The organism is Pelagicoccus sp. SDUM812005 (genome assembly GCF_031127875.1).
Lineage (GTDB): Bacteria > Verrucomicrobiota > Verrucomicrobiia > Opitutales > Opitutaceae > Pelagicoccus.
This window is the reverse complement of record NZ_JARXIA010000013.1, coordinates 89285-107082: the sequence shown is the minus strand read 5'-3', so window position 1 is coordinate 107082 and position 17798 is coordinate 89285. Positions and strand designations below refer to the sequence as shown.

The window sequence follows — 17798 nt, the reverse complement described above, 5'->3', positions numbered from 1 at the left end:
CGTGGGAGATTCTTATTCTTCTATAGGTTGGAGGGAACGGCGACGTCGTCGATGGTGCCTTTTCCGCGTTTGCTGCCGGAGGAGCCGCCGATGTTTTCCGGCATGGCTTGGCCGTCGCCTTCGGTGGCTTCGTCTTGCTGGCCGCCGGAATTCTGGCGACCCTTGCGGCTGGCTTGCTGTTCACCGCTTTCGCCGGCTTCGCCGCCTTCGCTCTGGGATGCGAGTTCGCCATTGGGGTCGATTTGTTCGCCCTCGCTTCCGATGGCTTGTTCCTCGGGAGGAGGCGGCATTTGGCTAGAAATAGAGGACTGGCTGCCGGCTTGTCCCTGCTGGCCTTGCTGGCCTTGTTGACCCTGCTGCCCTTGTTGTCCCTGCTGTCCCTGTTGCCCTTGTTGTCCTTGCTGACCCTGTTGCCCTTGCTGACCCTGTTGACCTTGTTGACCTTGTTGCCCTTGCTGGCCCTGCTGTCCTTGCTGACCCTGTTGACCTTGCTGGCCTTGTTGTCCTTGCTGACCCTGTTGCCCTTGTTGACCCTGCTGACCTTGGCTTTGACCTTGGGAGGAGGGCATGGGGAAGGGGCTTTGTTGCCCTCCGCTTTGGCCGCCGCCTCCACCGCCGCCCATGATAGGAGGCATGCCGGAGCTTCCACCTCCTGCTGCTTGGGCGATGGCTCCGGGGAGGCCACCTGGCATGTTGATGGGATTTCCGTTGATGCCGGGAATGTTGGTTTGGATATCGATGGGCGGGAGTTGCGATTCGTTGACGGGCGTAATGCTGCCGCCGAGCGGGGAATTGTTGGCCTTGATTTTTCCGCCGTTGGAACTGGCTCCGTTTTGTACTGCGTCGTAGATCGAGGGATCGGGATCGATCTGCGCTTCGACCGCGGCGGCTACGCTCAAGCCCAGCGCGACAGAGAAAAGTTCTAGGCGACTAAGGAATTTGTGCGAATTGGCCATGGTTTTAGTGGTTAGCGGTTTCAGGCGGTGGGGCTGACTAGTAGTCGTTTTTGACGTTTGCGGATACGGTTATGGGGTCTTGGGCCATGCCGCCGCGGATTTGAATGCCGAAGCGTACGTCCTGGTATCCTTTCTTGCGGCCGATGATAAAGTACTTGCCGGGTAGGAGGTCGACGGTGGTGCTGTCGAACTTTTCAGGCTTGCGCATGGTGGGGCCTTGCACGCTGACCCAGGTGGAGCCGTCGGAGATGAGGGTGACGCGGACCGGCTGGCTTTGCAGCTGGAGGAACTTGCGGAGCCGTTCGCCTTCTTCGGTGAGGGGGAGGTACTCGGGCTTGGACTTCATGGCTTCGTCGAAGGTGCGGATGGCGAGCTGGAACTCGGTGCGCTGGGCTTCGCCCTTGGCGACTTCGATCAAGGTTTCGTAGCGCAGGATGCTGCGGATCATGCGACCGGTCCGGAGCAGGCCGTCCTTCGCTTCCTTGAGGTCGGGCTCCATTTGTACGAGCTCCTGGTAGAGGTTGCGGGCGCTTTCCCAGTCGTAGACGCGCTCGTACTCGTAGGCTTGGGTGATGCGGGTGACGATGTCGTTCTGGCGCTTTTCGGCAGCCGCTTTTTCGATAGCGGCCTCGATGTCGGTGCGCTCGGGAAAGATCTTGAGGGCGGCCTGGTAGTTGACGATGGCGTCTTGGAAACGGGATTCCGCGATAGCGGTTTGCGCGGCGGTGTAGGCGGCGGCGAAGTCGCGTTCCGCGATCTTGCGGTTCACGCGGGAGACGCCGGACTGGGCCTTGGCGGAGCCGGCGTCGATGGAGGCGGCTTGGCGGTAGAATTTCAGGGCGGTTTCGTACTGGAGGGCGTCCTCGTTTTCCTTGGCCGACTGGAGGGCGGCGAAAACCTTGTCCGCGACGCGGGAGCGTTCGAGCTGCTTGAGGGCCTCTTCGTTGGCGGGATCGAGCTCGAGAACCTTGGTGAAGGCGGCGATGGCTTCCTCGCTCTTGCCTTGGGCGATGAAGCGGTTGCCTTCGGCGGCGTTGCTGCGGATGTAGTCCTGCTTGGCCTTTTGTACGGCGTTGAGCGAGTTGGAGGCTTCTTCCATGCGCTGGAGGGCGAGGGTGAAGCTGCCGGAGTCGAGGAACTTCTTGCCTTCGGAGGCGAGCCCGAAAGCGGCTTCGAAGCTTTCTTCGTTGAGGTGCTTGGCGTTTTCGAGTTCGCCGGAGCGGACGAGGAAGTCGTCGTAGAGGCCGCGGGCCTTTTGCTTGTTTTCGACTTCTTGGGTGAAATTCTCGATCAAGGCGTCGACGCTGTTGTACTGGGCGATGGCCCGGGCGAAGCGGTTCTTCGACATCAGGTCGTCGGCTTCGATCTTTTCCTTCTCGATGTTGATGAGCTTTTGGCGGAGGACCTCGTTGCCGGTGATGGGCATTTGGCGGGCGGCCTCGAGCTTGCGGTCTACCGAGTCCTTGACGCCTTGGGCGCGGGAAACGCTTTCGAAGGCGCGGCGGGGGTCCGCCTCGGCGGCGGCTCCGGCGGCGGCTATGGCTTCGGCGTTGGAGCTGGGAGGCGTGTAGTAGAACAGGAAGTAGCTGATCACGCCGATCCCGACGATTACGAGCGCCACGATGGCGCCGCCCAAGTAGGCTTTAACGGCAGGCTTCGCATTTGATCCGAGGTCGTCTTCTTCGGGGTTCCAGTGGATAACCTTGTGTTTCTTGGGCGTTTGTTGTGAGGGATCTTGGAGATCTGCCATAGTCTAAAAACTCCTTTGTGAGGTCGCTTCTTGCGCGGGGTCAGGTTGCTTGGTTAGAGAGATAACGAACGAATGATTCACACACTATGCTAATTGCGCGTACAAGTGAAGCGTCGTCGAAGGAAATTACGAAAAGCTTAAGGTTCTGGATTCAGCTTAAGTAGCTGGGACCGTGATTCGCGGGATTTGTTTGCATGGTTTGGAAGCTAGGGAGCGGTGAGGACATGCCTAGGGGTTAGGGCGTACGCATGGGAAGACGGGGACTTGGGCTTATCTATTGCAAAACGGGTCGCATGAGGCGAGGGTCTTTGAAACCAAATTTGATTTCTGGACGTATTCGTTTTTTGTACCGTGTAGACTCGATCGCTCCAACCATGAAGACTTCTAAATATTGCCTCCCCGTTCTGCTGAGTTCAGCTCTTCTTTTTAGCGCTTGTAGTACTGCTCCGGTTACAGGGCGCAAGCAGATGAACCTGACTTCGGAAACGGAGGTCGCCAAGATGTCGATCGCGACCTTCGAGCAGATGAAGGCGCAGATGCCGATCTCTACGCACGCGGTCTACAACGAGATGCTGCAGAACGTGGGCGAACGCATTTCCCAGCAGGTCTTTTGGGACATGCCGATGGCGGAGTGGGAATTCGTGGTGTTCGACCAGCCGGAGGTGAACGCGTTTGCGATGCCGGGCGGCAAGGTTGGCGTTTTCGTTGGCTTGTTCCAGATCGTAAAGACGGAAGACGAGCTCGCTTCGGTGGTGGCCCACGAGATCGCCCACGTCACGGCGCGGCACACCCACGAAAGGATTTCCCAGCAGATGGTCCTAGGAGCGGGAAGCTCCCTGATCGGAGTGGCTGCGGCCTTGGGGGGCACGGCGGCGATCGGCAGCGGTGGATACATCAACGCGGCCCCGATGATCATGGGTATTTACGGAATGGGCGCCGGACAAGTGGCGGCGGCCTGGGACCAGGGCAAGGAGGCGGAGGCCGACCATATTGGAATTATATACATGGCCAAGGCTGGCTATGATCCGAATGCTGCGATCACCGTGATGGAGCGCATGGTAGAGCTGGAAGGCGGAATGGGCGGCAACAACTACAACTCGACACATCCGTCTTCCATGGACCGTTTGAACGCTTTGCACAGCTACCTTGAAGACGCTTTGGCCGAGTACGAGAAGGCCAAGGATTTCTTTTATTGAGGCAGCTTGGGGCCGAGGCGTTTTGTATCAGTCAGGTTAATGGCAGGTGACGCCGGCGTTAAAAGGGGAGCTGGTTCGTGTGGCGCTATTGACTCGCATGTCTCCTAGTAGATGATTCCCAGCCTAGGTGGACGAGAGGTTTAGCTCACCACCTCACTACCTTACAGCCATGCCCATCAGTGCCAACGATAGGAGAAAGCGCGTCGAGCGATTCATACCTCCGTCACCGACTTCTGCATACAAGGTTCGCATCTCCGATAGCGATGCCGATGTAGCCAAAGCTCAACGCCTTCGCTATCGCGTATTCAACGTGGAGTTGGGCGAGGGCTTGGTGGAGTCGGAAGCGACGGGCAAGGACGCGGACCCGTTCGACGTCGTTTGCGACCATCTTTTGATAGAGCATGTTATTTCGGGCGAGATCATCGGGACCTATCGTCTGCAGACGGGCGAGTCGGCCTTGGCTAATATAGGTTACTATAGCGAACAGGAGTTCGACTTTTCGCCCTTCGAATCCATCCGTTCGCAGACCATCGAGCTCGGGCGGGCGTGCATCGCCAAGGAGCATCGCAACATGGTGGTGCTGGGGTTGCTGTGGAAGGGGATCGCCCAGTACGCGAAGCTGTGCGAGGCTCGCTACTTGATTGGCTGCAGCTCGATCACTTCGACCGATCCCTTGGAGGGGCAGGCTGCTTTCCGTAAGTTGTCCCGCTACCTTGCGGCGGAGCCGTTTTTGACCAAGCCGACGGAACGGTACGATTGCAGCGCCGCGGGCGCGGACGAGTCGGAGATCATCGCTCTTTCGCGTACGGTGGACATCCCGCGTTTGATGCGCGCCTACCTGACCTTGGGCGCCCGCATCTGCGGCGAGCCGGCCTTGGACCAAGACTTTAAGACGATCGATTTCCTGACCTTGCTCGACCTCCGTTCGCTGGGGCCGCGGGCCATGGCTAAGTTTTTGGGCTGAAGGCAGCGCTGCGGGCAAGCTGGGAGCGAAGCTCGGAGCTTGAAAAGAGAAGGGGAGTCCGCATTGAAAGGTGGATGCGGTTCCTCGTCCTCAAACTCCGTCAAGTCCGTCGCCTAGGCGCCTTGGCCGGTGTATTCATTATTGCAGGACTGGATTTCCTGTTCCGGGTAGGGAGAAACGCGAGCCGCAAGGAACGCTCCGCTTGGCTGCAGCGCAACGCGGCTTTGATGCTGCGGGCGGTCGGGTTTCGCGTGACGGTTCGGGGCGAGGTTCCGAGCGGCGGTTTCATTGCCCCGAACCATCTGAGCTATATGGATATCATCGTGCTCGCGTCGGTGGCGCCTCAGGTTTTCTTGTCGAAGGTGGAGGTCGATTCCTGGCCGGTGGTGGGCGCCTATTGTCGCATGGCAGGGACTCTCTATATCGATCGCCGTCGCCGTTCCGACGTGGCTACCAAGGAAGCTGCCTTCGCCGAGGTGATTGCCTCTGGTTTGAACATGACGTTTTTCTTGGAGGGCACCTCAACCGACGGACGGGCAGTGCTGCCGTTTCGGGCTTCCTTGCTGCAGCCTTTGGTGGCGAACGGTTGGCCGATCACGCCAGCGTATTTGAAATATGAATGCGAGGAAGGGGATGTTGCGCAAGACGTATGCTGGTGGGGCGACATGGGCTTCGCGGAGCACCTGCTGCGAATGAGCAAGGTGAAGCGTGTGGAGGCCAGCGTGGTATTCGGTCAGCAACGACAGCCGGGAGAGGATCGGAAGCTGCTCGCGAACGAACTGTATCAAGACGTGTTGGCCCTGAGCGAATCTGGAGCGCGGCTTTAGGCGGCGGCTATTAGTTTTTTGACTGGATGGGCTCCATCAGGTCGTTGCGGTAGGCGGCGATGTCCGAGGTGCCGGAGTAGAGGTGCTTGATGAAACTGTTTCGTTCGTGCCAGATGACCTCGAGGTCCCAAAGGCAGAACGAAAATCGATTCGGATCGGAAAGCCATTGGCCGTCGAATTCAACGGATACGGAATTGAACAGTTCGTTATCGTTGCCCCACCAGGCGAGGACGAGATAGCGAAGGTTCGCGCCTTCGTGGAAGATCGCGAAGGAGGGAGTCTGGGGCCAATCTACCTCATGCGCTTGTTTCAGTTCCGCTAGTCGAGGGAGAAAGGTCGCAGGATCGATGGCGGCATTCTCGGCATTGATCGCGTACAGTTTCGTGGAATCGGGATCTTGTACGTTTCTGATCGGGTAGCTTAGTCGTGGGGCGAACATCTTTGTTTTGAAAGGGAAGGGCTGAAACGGATCAAGGTGGAGGTGGAGTCTGTTATTCCGTTCGTTTTCTGAGGCATAGATAGAAACTGGGAATGTTTTTGTATGCAAAGAAAACGCCGCTTGGCGAGCGGAGTTGTGAGTGACTTTATTGAGCGTAGGGTGGGGGGGAGAACGAAAGGCGACGGGCTCGCTGGGAGCCCGTCGCTTGGTTTTCCAATCTCCAAGATGGAAAGTTTACAGGTGCGGCTGCCTTTAGTTCCAGTCGTCGAGCTTGTGGCGGAAGCCCTTGCCCTGAGCCAGCAGCGTCTGCCAATTGCGTTCGACGTAGGAGGCGGCGAGGATGACGGCCACGCCGGTGGCGGCGAGCGAGAGCCAAAGGTTGCTGCGGTAGAGTTCGGCCGCAAAGCTGACGTGGAAGGCGAGGCTGAGGGCGGTTCCGCAAAGCCCCATGAAGAGTATGATCTTTTCTCGAATGGCGTAGGAATAGATAGTGCAGCCTATGGCAACGAGAAGGGCGGTCAAGGCGGTCACGAATCCGTCGGAATCGGCCATCGTTAAGGTCGTCGCTGTCAAGGCGGCCGCGATAGCGATGAAGCGGAAGGAACGTCCGGATGCGGCGCTACGATGCGAGAGGAAAAGGACGAGCAAGGCGCTCGGCAGGACGAGCAAGGGAACGAAAGGATCTGTACCGAAGAAGCTGATACGTTTGATGAGGGGGAGGCCGATGCTGATGCAGGCAATGGCGAGCGGCGGGAGGCTGAGGTGCTGGAAGATGCGTTTCCAGCCTATGCTATCCGAGGCTTGAGGAAGCCCGAAGAAGAAAAGGGTAGCGATCGAGGCTGAGAATAGTCCGACCAACAGGTTCGAGGTTTGGTACAGGAGAACGCTGCGCAAAAGGAGTAGGGCGAAGGGAACGAAGAGAAGCGAACGCATGGCACGGCCATCCCATGTCCTGAGGGCTGATATCTTTGAGAGATCTTTGCGATCGATGACTGCGAGGGCGGCGAGCAGGACGAATCCGATGCTGGCGATGGCAACGTCTTCGCGCAAGGGGATGAGCAAGCATGCGTTGGCTGCGATATAGAGCGCGGTCAGCTTTTTGGCGACGGGTCGCGCCATGGCGGAGAAGCCAAAGAAGGCGTAGGCGCTCAGCAGGATCAGAGCGATGGTGACGGTAAGGGCTAGAAGCGGAATGCCGATAGGAGAAAACTGGAAGATCTCGAAGTATTCAGAAAATTGGGACGTAGTTCCTTTTAGCTGAGCGTAGACGATGGCTCCGAGTTGGCAGAACAGGACCGGGATAAAGGCCGTTCCCAAGGATAGGAAGGTGCGAGCCCCTTTGTCCTCCTTGAGTTTCAGGCCGCAGAATACGCCGGCCAGGGAAAGGGCGCTGGTGAGGGCGAAGAAGCTGTAGTAGCGAATGAGCGGTTCCGCCTCCATCCAGCCGCCGAGCAAGAAGGTGATGGCCGAGCCCGCGAGAGAGATGCCGCCGATCCAGCGCAGAAGCTGCGGCAGGCGGCTCCAGATGCGGCGGTCTTCAGCGGCTTGTGGGTCGGTTTCTTCGGCCTGCGCCGGCTCTTCGTCTGGAATTGAATAGGTATCGTGATTCATTTTGGAGATTGGATCTGAAGGTTAGTCTTGAGGGGCTGCGCTCGATTTTTCCGCCTTGTTCAGGAGGGCGAGCTCCTCCTCGAGTTCAGCGAACTCCTCCTCGCGGGCGAATTCGTCTTCGAGGGAGTCGGTGGAGACGTGGGAGGAAATCTCGGTCTCGGCCAGCTTAAGTTCCCAGCGTTCGAAGGTGTCTTCCAAGTCGTCGCCGGCGATGCCCGTAGTTTGTCCGCAAACTTTCATGGCTTGGGCGCGGCTGGCTCGGGTGCTGAAGGCGCGTTTGCGCAGCTTGAGGTCGTCGATCTTGCTTTGGAGCTTTCGCACGTCCGCTTCGATGGTGTCGGCGAGGGTCGTGTGGCTTGGAAGTTCGTTCTCCAGATGGGCGATTTCCGACTCCACGCTTTTGCGTCTTCTCAGGCACTCGATGGCTTTGCTTTTGTCGCTGTCGCGCAGGCTGAGGGCCCGCTCGTTCCAGCGTTCCCGGCTCTGCTTAAGGTCTAGCAGCTTGGACTGCATGCGCTTGATGTCCTGTTGCAGGCGGCCGAGCTTGACCTTGGCGTGCGCGGCAGCGGTTTGCAGTTCCTGTATCGAGTTTGCGACTACGGACTCGTGATTCTCTACCTTGCTGATGACGGAGTCGAATCCAGAGACGATGCTTGCTGTCCAGTATTTCAGTTTCTTCATTTTCGTGCGGTTGTGTGTTTTCGAAGGGCGTGATTGCCGATTTTCGATCACAAGTTTTGCACGGGCGATGCCAACGGAAGGGGACGCTGGGTTTTGCTTTTGTAAGGTGTTATGATTCAGTGGGTAGTGTGCTTTCTCTTGTTTGAGGGATGAACGAAGAGGTGATGCATTTGGCAAAAAATGTACGACATGTTTTGTGAGAAAAGGGACAGATATTGTGGATTCAGGAGTGCAAGGGATTAAGGCACCGATGCCTTCTTGCTTCTGGAGCGAGGGCTTGAGAGCGTGCGGTGTGTCAGTTCAAAATCCGCGAGACGTGCTTTCTTCTGTGTTTGGTTTCGATTCCTTCCGCCCAGGGCAGGAGGCGATCGTGCAGCAGGTTCTTAAGGGGAACTCTGCTTTGGCTGTGTTTCCGACGGGGAGCGGGAAGAGCCTTTGCTATCAGCTGCCGGCTTTGATGCTCGATGGGCTGACCATTGTGATCTCGCCTTTGATCGCCTTGATGAAGGATCAGGTGGATTTCTTGCAGGCGAAGGGGGTTAAGGTAGCCCGGCTGGACTCGAGCTTGTCGGGCGAGGAAGCGCGGCAAGTGTACAGCGACGTGCGGTCGGGGGCCTTGAAGTTGTTGTATGTGGCGCCGGAGCGGATTTCCAACGAGCGCTTTTTCGCAGCCATCGAGGGGAACGCGATTTCGCTGATGGTGATCGACGAGGCTCACTGTATTTCGGAATGGGGGCATAACTTTCGGCCGGAGTACCTGAAGCTTTCCATCGCGGCGAAGGCCCTGAAGGTGGAGCGGGTGTTGGCTTTGACGGCTACGGCGACTCCGGCTGTCGTTGAAGATATAATACGGGAGTTCGAGATTAAGCCGGAGGCGTACGTGAACACGGGATTCCATCGGCCGAATCTCTTTCTTTCGTTTTCGCCGACGCCCGCAGCCCAGCGCCTGCAGGTCTTGAAGAAGCGACTGGACGAGTTGCCTGCTGGGCCGACGGTGGTCTACGTGACTTTGCAGAAGGCTGCGGAGACGGTGGCTGCGTCGCTCGTGGCGGACGGTTATCCGGCCAAGGCATACCATGCGGGCATGAAGAGCGAGCAACGTTCGGAGATCCAGGATTGGTTTATGGCGTCGGCGGACGGGATCGTAGTGGCGACTATCGCGTTTGGCATGGGTATCGACAAATCGGATATACGCCGCGTCTTTCACTTTAACTTGCCTAAGACTTTGGAGAACTACTCGCAGGAGGTGGGCCGCGCCGGACGGGACGGGACGGAATCTCACTGCGAGGTTTTAGGGGCGGCGGACGATCTGGTAGTGCTGGAGAATTTCGTGTTCGGCGATACGCCGACGGAAGAGGCTATCGGCGAATTCGTGGCGTTTATCCTTTCGCTCGAGGACGAGTTCGACATTTCGATGTATCACTTGTCGCAGCAGACTGATATTCGTCCGCTGGTCCTAGGGACCTTGCTTACCTATTTGGAGCTGGAAGGCGTGATCAAGTTTACCGCCCCTTTCTACAGCGAATATAAGTTCAAGTACTTGCGAGCAAAGGCGAGCGTCTTGGGGGCCTTCAAGGGCGAGCCCGGCGAATTCCTGCGGAGCTTGCTGGCTCAGGTGGACGAGAAGAAAACGTGGAGCTACTTGAATTTGGATACGGCGGCCGAAGCTCTTGGCGCGGATCGGAATCGGATCGTGAAAGCGTTCAACCATTTGGAAGAGGTGGGCATGCTGGAAGTCGGGGTGACGGGCTTGCGGCAAGGCATGCGCATGGTATCGCGTCCCAGTCCGGAGAGCGTTACGCTCGGGCTTGTCGAAAAGGTGAGGCGAAACGAGGAAGGGAATTTGCAGCGGATCGGTCAGGTGGTGGATTTGCTCAACCACGAGGGCTGCAAGACGCAGCGCTTGCTAGCGTACTTTGGCGAGGTTTTGGAGCAGCCCTGCGGTCACTGCAGCTATTGCGAGAGCGGCACCGTAAAGGCGATCGAGGGGATCGATCGCTGGTTGAGCGAAGCGGAGCAGTCGCTGGTCGACCGCTTTTTGCAGGAGCGGCCGATTGGGTTTAAGTCGGCCCGCGAAGGGGCGCGCTTCCTGTGCGGAATCGCGAGCCCGAAGACGAGCCGGATGCGTGGAAGCAAGGGCCCGTTGTTCGGCGCCTTGGAGACAGCGCCGTTTCAGGCCGTGATGGCTGCTCTCGCTGATTGAGGATCGTTTAGATGACGCGGTTGTCGAGGGGCTGGCCGGCGTCGTAGCGGGCGAGGTTTTTTAGGAAGTGGTCGATGCAGGCGGTGGTTTCGCCCGAGAAGCCGCCGGCGGTGTGGGGAGTGATGAAGCAGTTGGGCTGTTGCCAGAGGGCGTGTTCGTCGGGCAGGGGTTCGGGGTCGGTGACGTCGAGCCAGGCTTCGCGGAGGGGGCCGTTCTGGAGGGCGTGGACGAGGGCGTCTTGGTCGACGGTGGTTCCGCGGCCGATGTTGTAGAAGACGCTGCCGGGCTTGAGTTGGGCGAAGCGTTCGGCGTTGAAGAAATGTTGGGTGGCGGCGCTGTCGGGGAGGATGTTGACGACGTGGTCGGCGGCGGCAAGGGCTTCGTGTAGGTTGGATTCGGATACGACTGGCATGCCTTCGTCGCCCCGTGGCGAGCGGCGGTAGGCGGTGAGCTGCATATCGAAGGGGGCGAGCAGTTCGGCGAGGCGGCGGCCGATGGCACCGAAGCCGAGGATGAGCACGCTTTGTCCGCGCAGGGGGATGCCGCAGCGCCGGATGGCGAGCCATTCTTCCGAGCCGTTGGGGGCTCGGGAGGCGAGGGCTTGGGGGAGCTGGCGGGATTGGGCGAGCATGAAGCTGAGAGCGTGGTCGGCGCAGGCTTCGTTGTAGACGTGGGCGGAGTTGCTGACTTGCACTCCACGTTCCTCCATGAGCTGGCGGAAGGCGGGGGTGTCGTAGCGGGTGATGCCGGAGGAGCTGACTTGTATCCACTTTAGGGATGCGGACTTTTCGACGGCGTCGGTTTGCGGTTGGCCAAAGACGATGTCGCAGTCGTAGAACGCGGGTTCGATTTCGCCGAGGGAGAGAACGGATGCGGGCTTGGCGGGGATGACGAGCTCGTGCCCGGTAGTTCCTTTTTGGAGACGGTCGAGGAGTTCGGGGTTGAGGGCGAAGTCGATGTAGATCTTGTGTGGCATTGTATGTGTTGGATGGATGGTCCCCGTTCGTTCCGGCGGGTTAGTTGCGAAAGAAGGCGCTGAGCCAAGTGAAGGCGACGCCGGTGAGGATGGCGATGGAGGCGAGGCCGTCGGCTTTGTCGGGATTGCCGCCGAGGTAGATCGCGAAGGCTCCGATGGCGCAGAGGGATTGGGCGACGATGATGGCGCCGAGCAGCTTCAGTTTGCCCGGGGTGGTCGTGTGTTCGGCGGCGGCGACCGGGAGGGAGCAGGTGGCGAAGGCGAGCGCGCTGAGCAGCAGGCCGTCGAGCTGGGTGGTGAAGTGGACGCCGAGGGAAACGAGGATCATGAGGACGCAGGCGCCGACGCCGGCGGCGACTTTGCGTTGGCGACCGGAGAGGGCGAAGCGACCCATGGGGTGGATGAAGAGCAGCAGGTTGAAGAGGCTGCTAGCGGTCCAGGTGAAGAAAGCGAAGACTCCGTAGAGAATGCGCACGGCGTTGGCGGCGGCGTGCTGGCCGGAGGAATCGAGGCTGTCGGAGAGGAAGCGTTGGGCGAAGTAGCCTCCGAATACGATCGCCATCTGCACGCCTGGCTTGAGGCGTGACATGAAGAAGATGTACTTGAGGAAAAGGGAGTAGACGAAGTGCTTGGCTTTGAGGGCTTCGACGAGGCCTTCTTTGGCTTCTTCGAAGTCGGGGGCGAGGCGGAGGGCTTCGCAAAAGTGCTTGGCGGCTTCGTCGTACTTGCCGGCTTCCAGGAGGGTGTTGCCTTTTTGGAAATGGGTGTAGGGATTTTCTGGATCGCGCTTGAGGGCGTAGTCGAGGGAGTCTTGGGCGTCGTCGGCTCGCTTGAGTTTGGTGAGGGCGTTGGCTCGAGCGTTGGTGCAGAGCACGTGGTCGGAGTCGAAGCGGAGTCCGGTCTCGGCGAGTTCGAGGGACTTTTCCCAATCGGCCTTGCGGGCGGCGAGGTAGGCGAGGAGTCCGAACATGTCGGAATCTTCTGGATACATTTGCAGGGCTTGCTGGGCGGAGGCTTCGGCCTTTTTCCAATCCTGGCAATGGTAGTGCACGCGGGCGAGGTGGGCGTGGATGTGGGGATTGTCGGGCTCGAGGCTGAGGGCGCGTTGGGCCGGGTCGAGGGCGTCGCGGTCCTTGTCTTGCTGGATGAGGGCGGAGGAAAGGAAGAGGTAGCCGAGGGCGGCGTCTGGATTTTCCTGGATGGCGAGGCGTGCGTATTCTTCGGCGTCCTTGCCGCGGTTTTGCTCGAGCAGGAGCTGAGCGCGTTCAATGTTGGGGCTGCTCATCGCTTGATCTTGAGGTAGTCGAGGATTTCGTCGTAGAGGCCGGATTGGTTGGCGTAGAGGGCGTGGTTTTTGGCGGAGGAGAACCAGTCCTTGGAGCTCGGCTTGGTTTTGGCGGCGGCTTTGAGCAGGGCCTTGGTGCGGAGCGGGACGATGTTGCCGGTCTTCATGGCTTCGTCGAGGGTGTCCTCCACGGCGACGTCGACGATGGACTTGAGGTCGGCGCCGGTGAGGCCTTCGGTCTTCTTGGCCAGCTTGGCGAAGTCGATGTCTTCGGTCGGCTTTTCCGCGAGCATGAGCTGGAGGATGGAGGTGCGGGCTTCGAGGTCGGGGGGCGGGACGAAGACGATTTGGTCGAAGCGGCCGGGGCGGCGGAAGGCGGGGTCGAGGTGCCAGGGGGCGTTGGTGGCGGCCAGCACGAGCACGCCTTCGTTGGAGTAGTCGATGCCGTCGAGCTCGGAGAGGAATTGGTTGATGAGTTGGCGTCCGGCGCTTTGGCGCATGTCGGAGCGGTTGGCGGCGACGGCGTCGACTTCGTCGATGAAGAGGACGGAGGGGGCGTTGCGGCGGGCTTGCTCGAAGAGGTCGTGCAGGTTGTTTTCGCTTTGGCCGATCCACATGCTGAGGATTTCGTGCAGGCCGATGCTGATGAAGTTGGCTTTGACTTCGCCGGCGGTGGCGCGGGCGATATGGGTTTTTCCGCAGCCTGGAGGTCCGTAGAGCAGCACGCCGCCGCCGATCTTTTTGCCGTAGGCTTTGAAGAGGTCGGCGTTTTTGAGCGGGTGGATTATCTTCATGCGGATCTGCTCCTTGACCGCGTCCATGCCGCCGACGTCGGCGAAGGTGACCTTGGGCTTTTGCACGTCGGTCTCGAACTCGCCCGGATGGTCGCCGGCGGGGAGCTTGTTGGGGTGGTGGTGGGGATCGGAGCTTTCGATGAGGAAGGGGGCGAGCTCGGCGGCGACTTCCTCGTCCTCGCACTTGGGGTCGAGGGCGATGGCTTTCTTGTAGTGTTCGGCGGCGAGCACCAGCTCGGTGGTGTTGCTGAGGAGCTTGGCGAAAAGGAGGTGGCCGGGGGCGCCGAGCTCGTCTTTTTTCTCGAGGCTTTCGAGCACGACGAGGGCTTCGGAACGCTTGTCCTGCTGGCTGTAGGCCTGGGCGAGGGCGAGCTGGAGGTCGCGGTTGCCGGGGTCTTGGGAGAGTCCGGACTTGAGCTCGCGTTCGGCGGCGGCGAAGTGGCCGTACTTGATGAGGGCGTTGGCGAGGTGGCCGATCAGCGGGATGTTGTCCGGGCTGAAGGCGAGGGCTTGGCGGAGGGCTTGGATTTCCTGTGGTTCGTCGCTCATGGCTTATTTTAGTGGGGCGGATATTGGGAGGGTGGGGCGGCGGGTAGCAATTGTTTTTGCTCGGGGAGTGGTAGGGGGCGTGACCGTAATGGAAGGAAGGATACGTGGATGCGGGTGGAAGGAGAGCGTGTCCTTGCCAAAGTCGGCGTTGCGGAGATGGTGTTTGCTACGAATGTTTTTGTCGGTTCTTAGAGGGTTTCGAGTTGGGCGGCCTCTCGCGTCCGTTCGCTTGCTGGCGTGGGCGTGCTTGCTTGTGGCTTGTTCGCTGGAAGGGGCGGTGTGGCAGGCGACGCTTCGTTTCGGGGAGGGCGAGCGGTGGGAGCTGCTAGCCTTGGAAAGGGCGCCTGACGCGAAGCCCGGATCGGTCACGTCCGGCGGGCACGCGACGAGATTCGCGTGGAGCTGGCTGGGCGAGGATGGGGCGACGCTGCAGGAGTCGGAGATTTTTCTGCCGTTGCAGGTGAGCGTGCCGATCGCGGTTGCCGGGGAGGAGCGGCAGGGGTGGGTGCTTCCGCAGGAGACAACGGTTACGGCTCGCGTGGTGGGGCCGGAAAGCCAGTCGGGAATCGGCGGGGTTCGGCTGGAGTCTGGAGAGGCGTCGGCGCTGGGCGCAGGATGGGGGGAGAGCGTGGAGCTGGAGTTGCCGGAGGAGCGGGTGTCCCTGTTCGCTTCGGATGGAACGGGGCCGGTGGGGAGCTACTTGCTGAGGAGCACGGGCGAGGATTCGCAGCGCTTTGTGATGGTGATTTTGGGCGATGGCTATCTGCGCGAGGACATTGATAGCGGCTTGTACCGGGATCACGCGAAGCGGACCTTAGCAGCCTTTGCGGAGGTGGAGCCTTGGGGTGTCTTGTTGCAAGGTACCAACGTGCACGTGGTGGAGGTGGCGAGCGCGGAACGTGGAGCGTCGCGGGAGGACGGAGCGAATGGAACGATCAAGGACACCTATTTCCAGACGGCCTTCTACCAAGGGGGGATCGAACGGCTGCTGTATCCGCAGGGAGACGGGATTGCCTTGGCCCGCCAGGCGGCGGACGATGCGGTGGGGGTGGGGGCCTGGGACCAGATCGTTATGATGGTGAATTCCACGAAGTATGGCGGTTCGGGCGGTTCGGTGGCGGTGCACTCCATGAACGTGCGGGGGCCGCGGGTATCGGTGCACGAGGTGGGGCATTCCTATGCCGGATTGGCGGACGAGTACGATTACGGTAATGGCGAGTCGTGGCTGGGAGCGCGGCCGCGTGAGGTAAATGTGGATACGGATTTGGAAAATTTGAAGTGGGCGGTTTGGCTGGACGGAGGCGTGCCGCTGCCGACGCCGGATTCGCTCGAATGGCAGGGGCGGGTCGGGGCTTTCGAAGGCGCGAGGTACAAGGAGTTTGGAGTTTACCGACCGGAGCGGAATTGCATGATGAGGGAGCTTGACTATCCGTTTTGCCGAGTGTGCGTGGAGCGTCACCTGCAGCGCTATTTCGAGCTCTTGCCATTTTCCGATACGGCAAGCCCGTTTGATCCGGAGGGGACGAAGCTGGTCGATCGATTGAGATTCAAGGTCGAGATGCCGGCGATCGAGGGGGTGACCTTGCAGTGGTATTTGGATGGGCAGGCCATCGAGGGCGCGACGGAGGCGTGGTGGGAGCTGGGGCGTGCGGACTTGGTGGACGGGGCGGGCGAGCTTCGGGTGGAGATTCGCTATGACGAATCGAAGGTGCGCTCGGAGCTCGCGAACGGGGAATTCAGCTGGAGCGTATCCCTTTTTGAACTACCGATCGCTTGGTTGGAGGAGCATGGTTTGCCGACCGATGACCGGAGCGGGATGGTGGACCATGACGGCGACGGGGTTTCGACTGTGGAAGAGTATATCGCGGGTACGGATCCCGTGGATGAGAGTTCGCGTCTGGGTCTGATTCGTTTGAGGTCGAACGAGGCGGGAGAAGTCTGGCGCTTGATTTGGTGGGTGAAGCCGGGTCGCGCCTACCGTTTGGAGCGCTCGGAGGACCTGTCGGCGTGGCATACGGTGGCATCCGAAGCCAATGGCAAGGCTGGCTCGAGCGTGGAGTGGCTGGGCAGCTATCCGGTGAAAAAGGGCGATGGCGATGGCTTTTTTCGGCTCAAGGTTGAGTTGCTGGAGTGAGCAATCGGTTGCGGTCGGGTGGATCGTTTTTTCGTGAATCCGCTTCTTGGATACGAAAAGGCCGAACTCCGGTGAGTTCGGCCTTTGCTTTTAGGAAAGTGATTTTTGGCGCTGCAGCGGGGTCTCGCTTGAGCGAAGAGGTTTTAGTTGAAGTGGACTTCGGTTTTGGAGCGGTCTGAATCGAGGTCGAAGTTGTCCCAGTCGGAGTTTGCGGGGGAGCTTTTTTTGCGGGCGGCCTTGGCGAAGGTGGCGCTGGGTTGATGGCTTTGGCCGCTGAGGATGCGTTGCAGGTCGAGCACGGTTTGCTGGAGCATCTCGGCTTGGGAGGAGAGCTCCTCGGAGGTGCTGGCAGTTTCTTCGGCGGTCGCGGAGTTGGCTTGGATGTCTCGGTCGAGTTCGCTGACGGCTGTATTGATTTGGGAAATACTGTTGGTTTGCTCTTGGCTGGCGGTGGAAATCTCTTCGACGATTTCGTTCACGTTGCGGGCTTTGCCGAGGATGTTCTCGAAGCTTTCGCCGACGCGGTTGGAAATTTCCACTCCGCGCTCCGAGCGCTGGATGGAGTCTTCGATTTGGGAAGCGGTGTCCTTGGCGGCTGCGGCGCAGCGTTGGGCGAGGTTGCGCACTTCGTCGGCGACGACTGCGAAGCCGGCTCCGGCTTCGCCGGCGCGGGCGGCTTCGACGGCGGCGTTGAGGGCGAGGATGTTGGTTTGGAATGCGATTTCGTCGATGGCCTTGATGATGTTGGCGATATTGTCGCTGGAGGCCTTGATGGCGTTCATGGCTTCGAACATTTCGTGCATGCCTTCGGATCCGTCTTCGGCGGCGGCGCGGGTTTCGTTGGCCATGGTGCGAGCCTTGGCGGCGTTGTCGGCATTGCGCGAGGTGGTGCTGGAAAGTTCGGATAGGGCAGCGGAAGTTTGCTGGATGGAGGAGGCTTGGCGGCTGGAACCGTCGGCGAGGCCTTGGCTGGAAGCGGACACCTGGGCGGCGGCTCCGCCGGTCTGCTGGGACATGGCGAGCAGGGTGGTCTCGACTTCGTTGAGCGGCTTGGTGATGGCTCCGATAGCGGTGAAGGCGAAGAAGGCTCCGGAGGCGAGGCCGAGGGCGAGGAGGGCGATGGAAGCGGTCGAATAGCTGCCGGCGGAGGCGGCGAGTTCGGCGACGCGGGCTTGGGCTTGCTCGAGGGTTTGGGCGGCTTGGACCTTTTCGGCGGCGGCGGCGATATTGGACGAACCGTTTATGCTCACGACGCTGGTAGCGAGGATGAAGAGGCTGAGAGTGCCGATCAGGATGAAGAGTCGGGCGCTGATGGAGACGTTTTTGAGCATGGGAGCGGGGATTTCGTTTGGGTTCGCGGTTTGGCGATTCGGTTTGGGTTCAGCCTTTTGTCTAGGATAGCGGGCCTCGCGTATAGATCGGCGCCGGAGGCT

General features: G+C 59.9%; 15 protein-coding genes. 6 read left to right on the top strand and 9 right to left on the bottom strand.

All coding sequences use genetic code 11. The annotated features are described in order from the left end of the window. Positions 1 to 20: 20 nt before the first annotated feature. Positions 21 to 290 carry a hypothetical protein gene (locus QEH57_RS15515; RefSeq protein WP_309007673.1) on the bottom strand — a complete coding sequence of 90 codons (270 nt, stop codon included), beginning with the start codon at positions 288 to 290 and terminating at the stop codon, positions 21 to 23. Here QEH57_RS15515 and QEH57_RS15510 point away from each other — a divergent pair, their 5' ends adjacent. Continuing rightward, entirely contained in the window at positions 291 to 926 is a 636-nt protein-coding gene (locus QEH57_RS15510) for a hypothetical protein (RefSeq protein WP_309007672.1), read from the top strand. Positions 927 to 993: 67 nt separating this feature from the next. Here the strand turns inward: QEH57_RS15510 and QEH57_RS15505 are convergent, their stop codons facing one another. Further along, on the bottom strand, positions 994 to 2706 hold the full coding sequence (locus QEH57_RS15505; protein WP_309007671.1) for a hypothetical protein: 1713 nt from the start codon (positions 2704 to 2706) through the stop codon (positions 994 to 996). 467 nt (positions 2707 to 3173) lie between these two features. Between QEH57_RS15505 and QEH57_RS15500 the strand changes: the two genes are divergently transcribed. From QEH57_RS15500 to QEH57_RS15490, 3 genes are all read left to right on the top strand, one after another. Further along, on the top strand, positions 3174 to 3902 hold the full coding sequence (locus tag QEH57_RS15500) for a M48 family metallopeptidase (protein WP_309007670.1): 729 nt from the start codon (positions 3174 to 3176) through the stop codon (positions 3900 to 3902). A 169-nt stretch (positions 3903 to 4071) separates the two neighbouring features. Beyond that, positions 4072 to 4866: a GNAT family N-acyltransferase gene (locus QEH57_RS15495; RefSeq protein WP_309007669.1), complete on the top strand. Its 795-nt coding sequence runs from the start codon at positions 4072 to 4074 to the stop codon at positions 4864 to 4866. 74 nt (positions 4867 to 4940) lie between these two features. Beyond that, a complete protein-coding gene (locus QEH57_RS15490) occupies positions 4941 to 5693 on the top strand; it encodes a lysophospholipid acyltransferase family protein (protein WP_309007668.1) in 753 nt (250 codons plus the stop codon). Between the two features lie 10 nt (positions 5694 to 5703). On the opposite strand, the gene QEH57_RS15485 is transcribed toward QEH57_RS15490, so the two are convergent. The 3 genes from QEH57_RS15485 to QEH57_RS15475 all read right to left on the bottom strand — a co-directional run bounded on the left by QEH57_RS15485 (position 5704) and on the right by QEH57_RS15475 (position 8424). After that, on the bottom strand, positions 5704 to 6132 hold the full coding sequence (locus QEH57_RS15485; protein ID WP_309007667.1) for a hypothetical protein: 429 nt from the start codon (positions 6130 to 6132) through the stop codon (positions 5704 to 5706). 252 nt (positions 6133 to 6384) lie between these two features. Further along, entirely contained in the window at positions 6385 to 7743 is a 1359-nt protein-coding gene (locus QEH57_RS15480; RefSeq protein WP_309007666.1) for a hypothetical protein, read from the bottom strand. 21 nt (positions 7744 to 7764) lie between these two features. After that, the gene (locus QEH57_RS15475; protein ID WP_309007665.1) at positions 7765 to 8424 is read right to left on the bottom strand and encodes a PspA/IM30 family protein; all 660 of its coding nucleotides are present in this window, start codon (positions 8422 to 8424) and stop codon (positions 7765 to 7767) included. 316 nt (positions 8425 to 8740) lie between these two features. On the opposite strand from QEH57_RS15475, the gene QEH57_RS15470 reads away from it, so the two are divergent. Further along, a complete protein-coding gene (locus QEH57_RS15470) occupies positions 8741 to 10627 on the top strand; it encodes a RecQ family ATP-dependent DNA helicase (protein WP_309007664.1) in 1887 nt (628 codons plus the stop codon). 7 nt (positions 10628 to 10634) lie between these two features. Here QEH57_RS15470 and QEH57_RS15465 read toward each other — a convergent pair whose 3' ends face one another. The 3 genes from QEH57_RS15465 to QEH57_RS15455 are packed head-to-tail and all read right to left on the bottom strand — an operon-like array spanning position 10635 to position 14231. Continuing rightward, positions 10635 to 11603: a D-2-hydroxyacid dehydrogenase gene (locus QEH57_RS15465; protein WP_309007663.1), complete on the bottom strand. Its 969-nt coding sequence runs from the start codon at positions 11601 to 11603 to the stop codon at positions 10635 to 10637. A gap of 40 nt (positions 11604 to 11643) precedes the next feature. Then, a complete protein-coding gene (locus tag QEH57_RS15460) occupies positions 11644 to 12888 on the bottom strand; it encodes a tetratricopeptide repeat protein (protein WP_309007662.1) in 1245 nt (414 codons plus the stop codon). Then, entirely contained in the window at positions 12885 to 14231 is a 1347-nt protein-coding gene (locus tag QEH57_RS15455) for an AAA family ATPase (RefSeq protein WP_309007661.1), read from the bottom strand. Before QEH57_RS15455 ends, QEH57_RS15460 begins: the two co-directional genes overlap by 4 nt. A 253-nt stretch (positions 14232 to 14484) precedes the next feature. On the opposite strand from QEH57_RS15455, the gene QEH57_RS15450 reads away from it, so the two are divergent. Further along, positions 14485 to 16365 (top strand): M64 family metallopeptidase, encoded by a 1881-nt coding sequence (locus QEH57_RS15450; RefSeq protein ID WP_309007660.1) that lies wholly within the window; start codon positions 14485 to 14487, stop codon positions 16363 to 16365. A gap of 143 nt (positions 16366 to 16508) precedes the next feature. Here the strand turns inward: QEH57_RS15450 and QEH57_RS15445 are convergent, their stop codons facing one another. Further along, a complete protein-coding gene (locus tag QEH57_RS15445; RefSeq protein ID WP_309007659.1) occupies positions 16509 to 17696 on the bottom strand; it encodes a methyl-accepting chemotaxis protein in 1188 nt (395 codons plus the stop codon). Between the last annotated feature and the right edge of the window lie 102 nt (positions 17697 to 17798).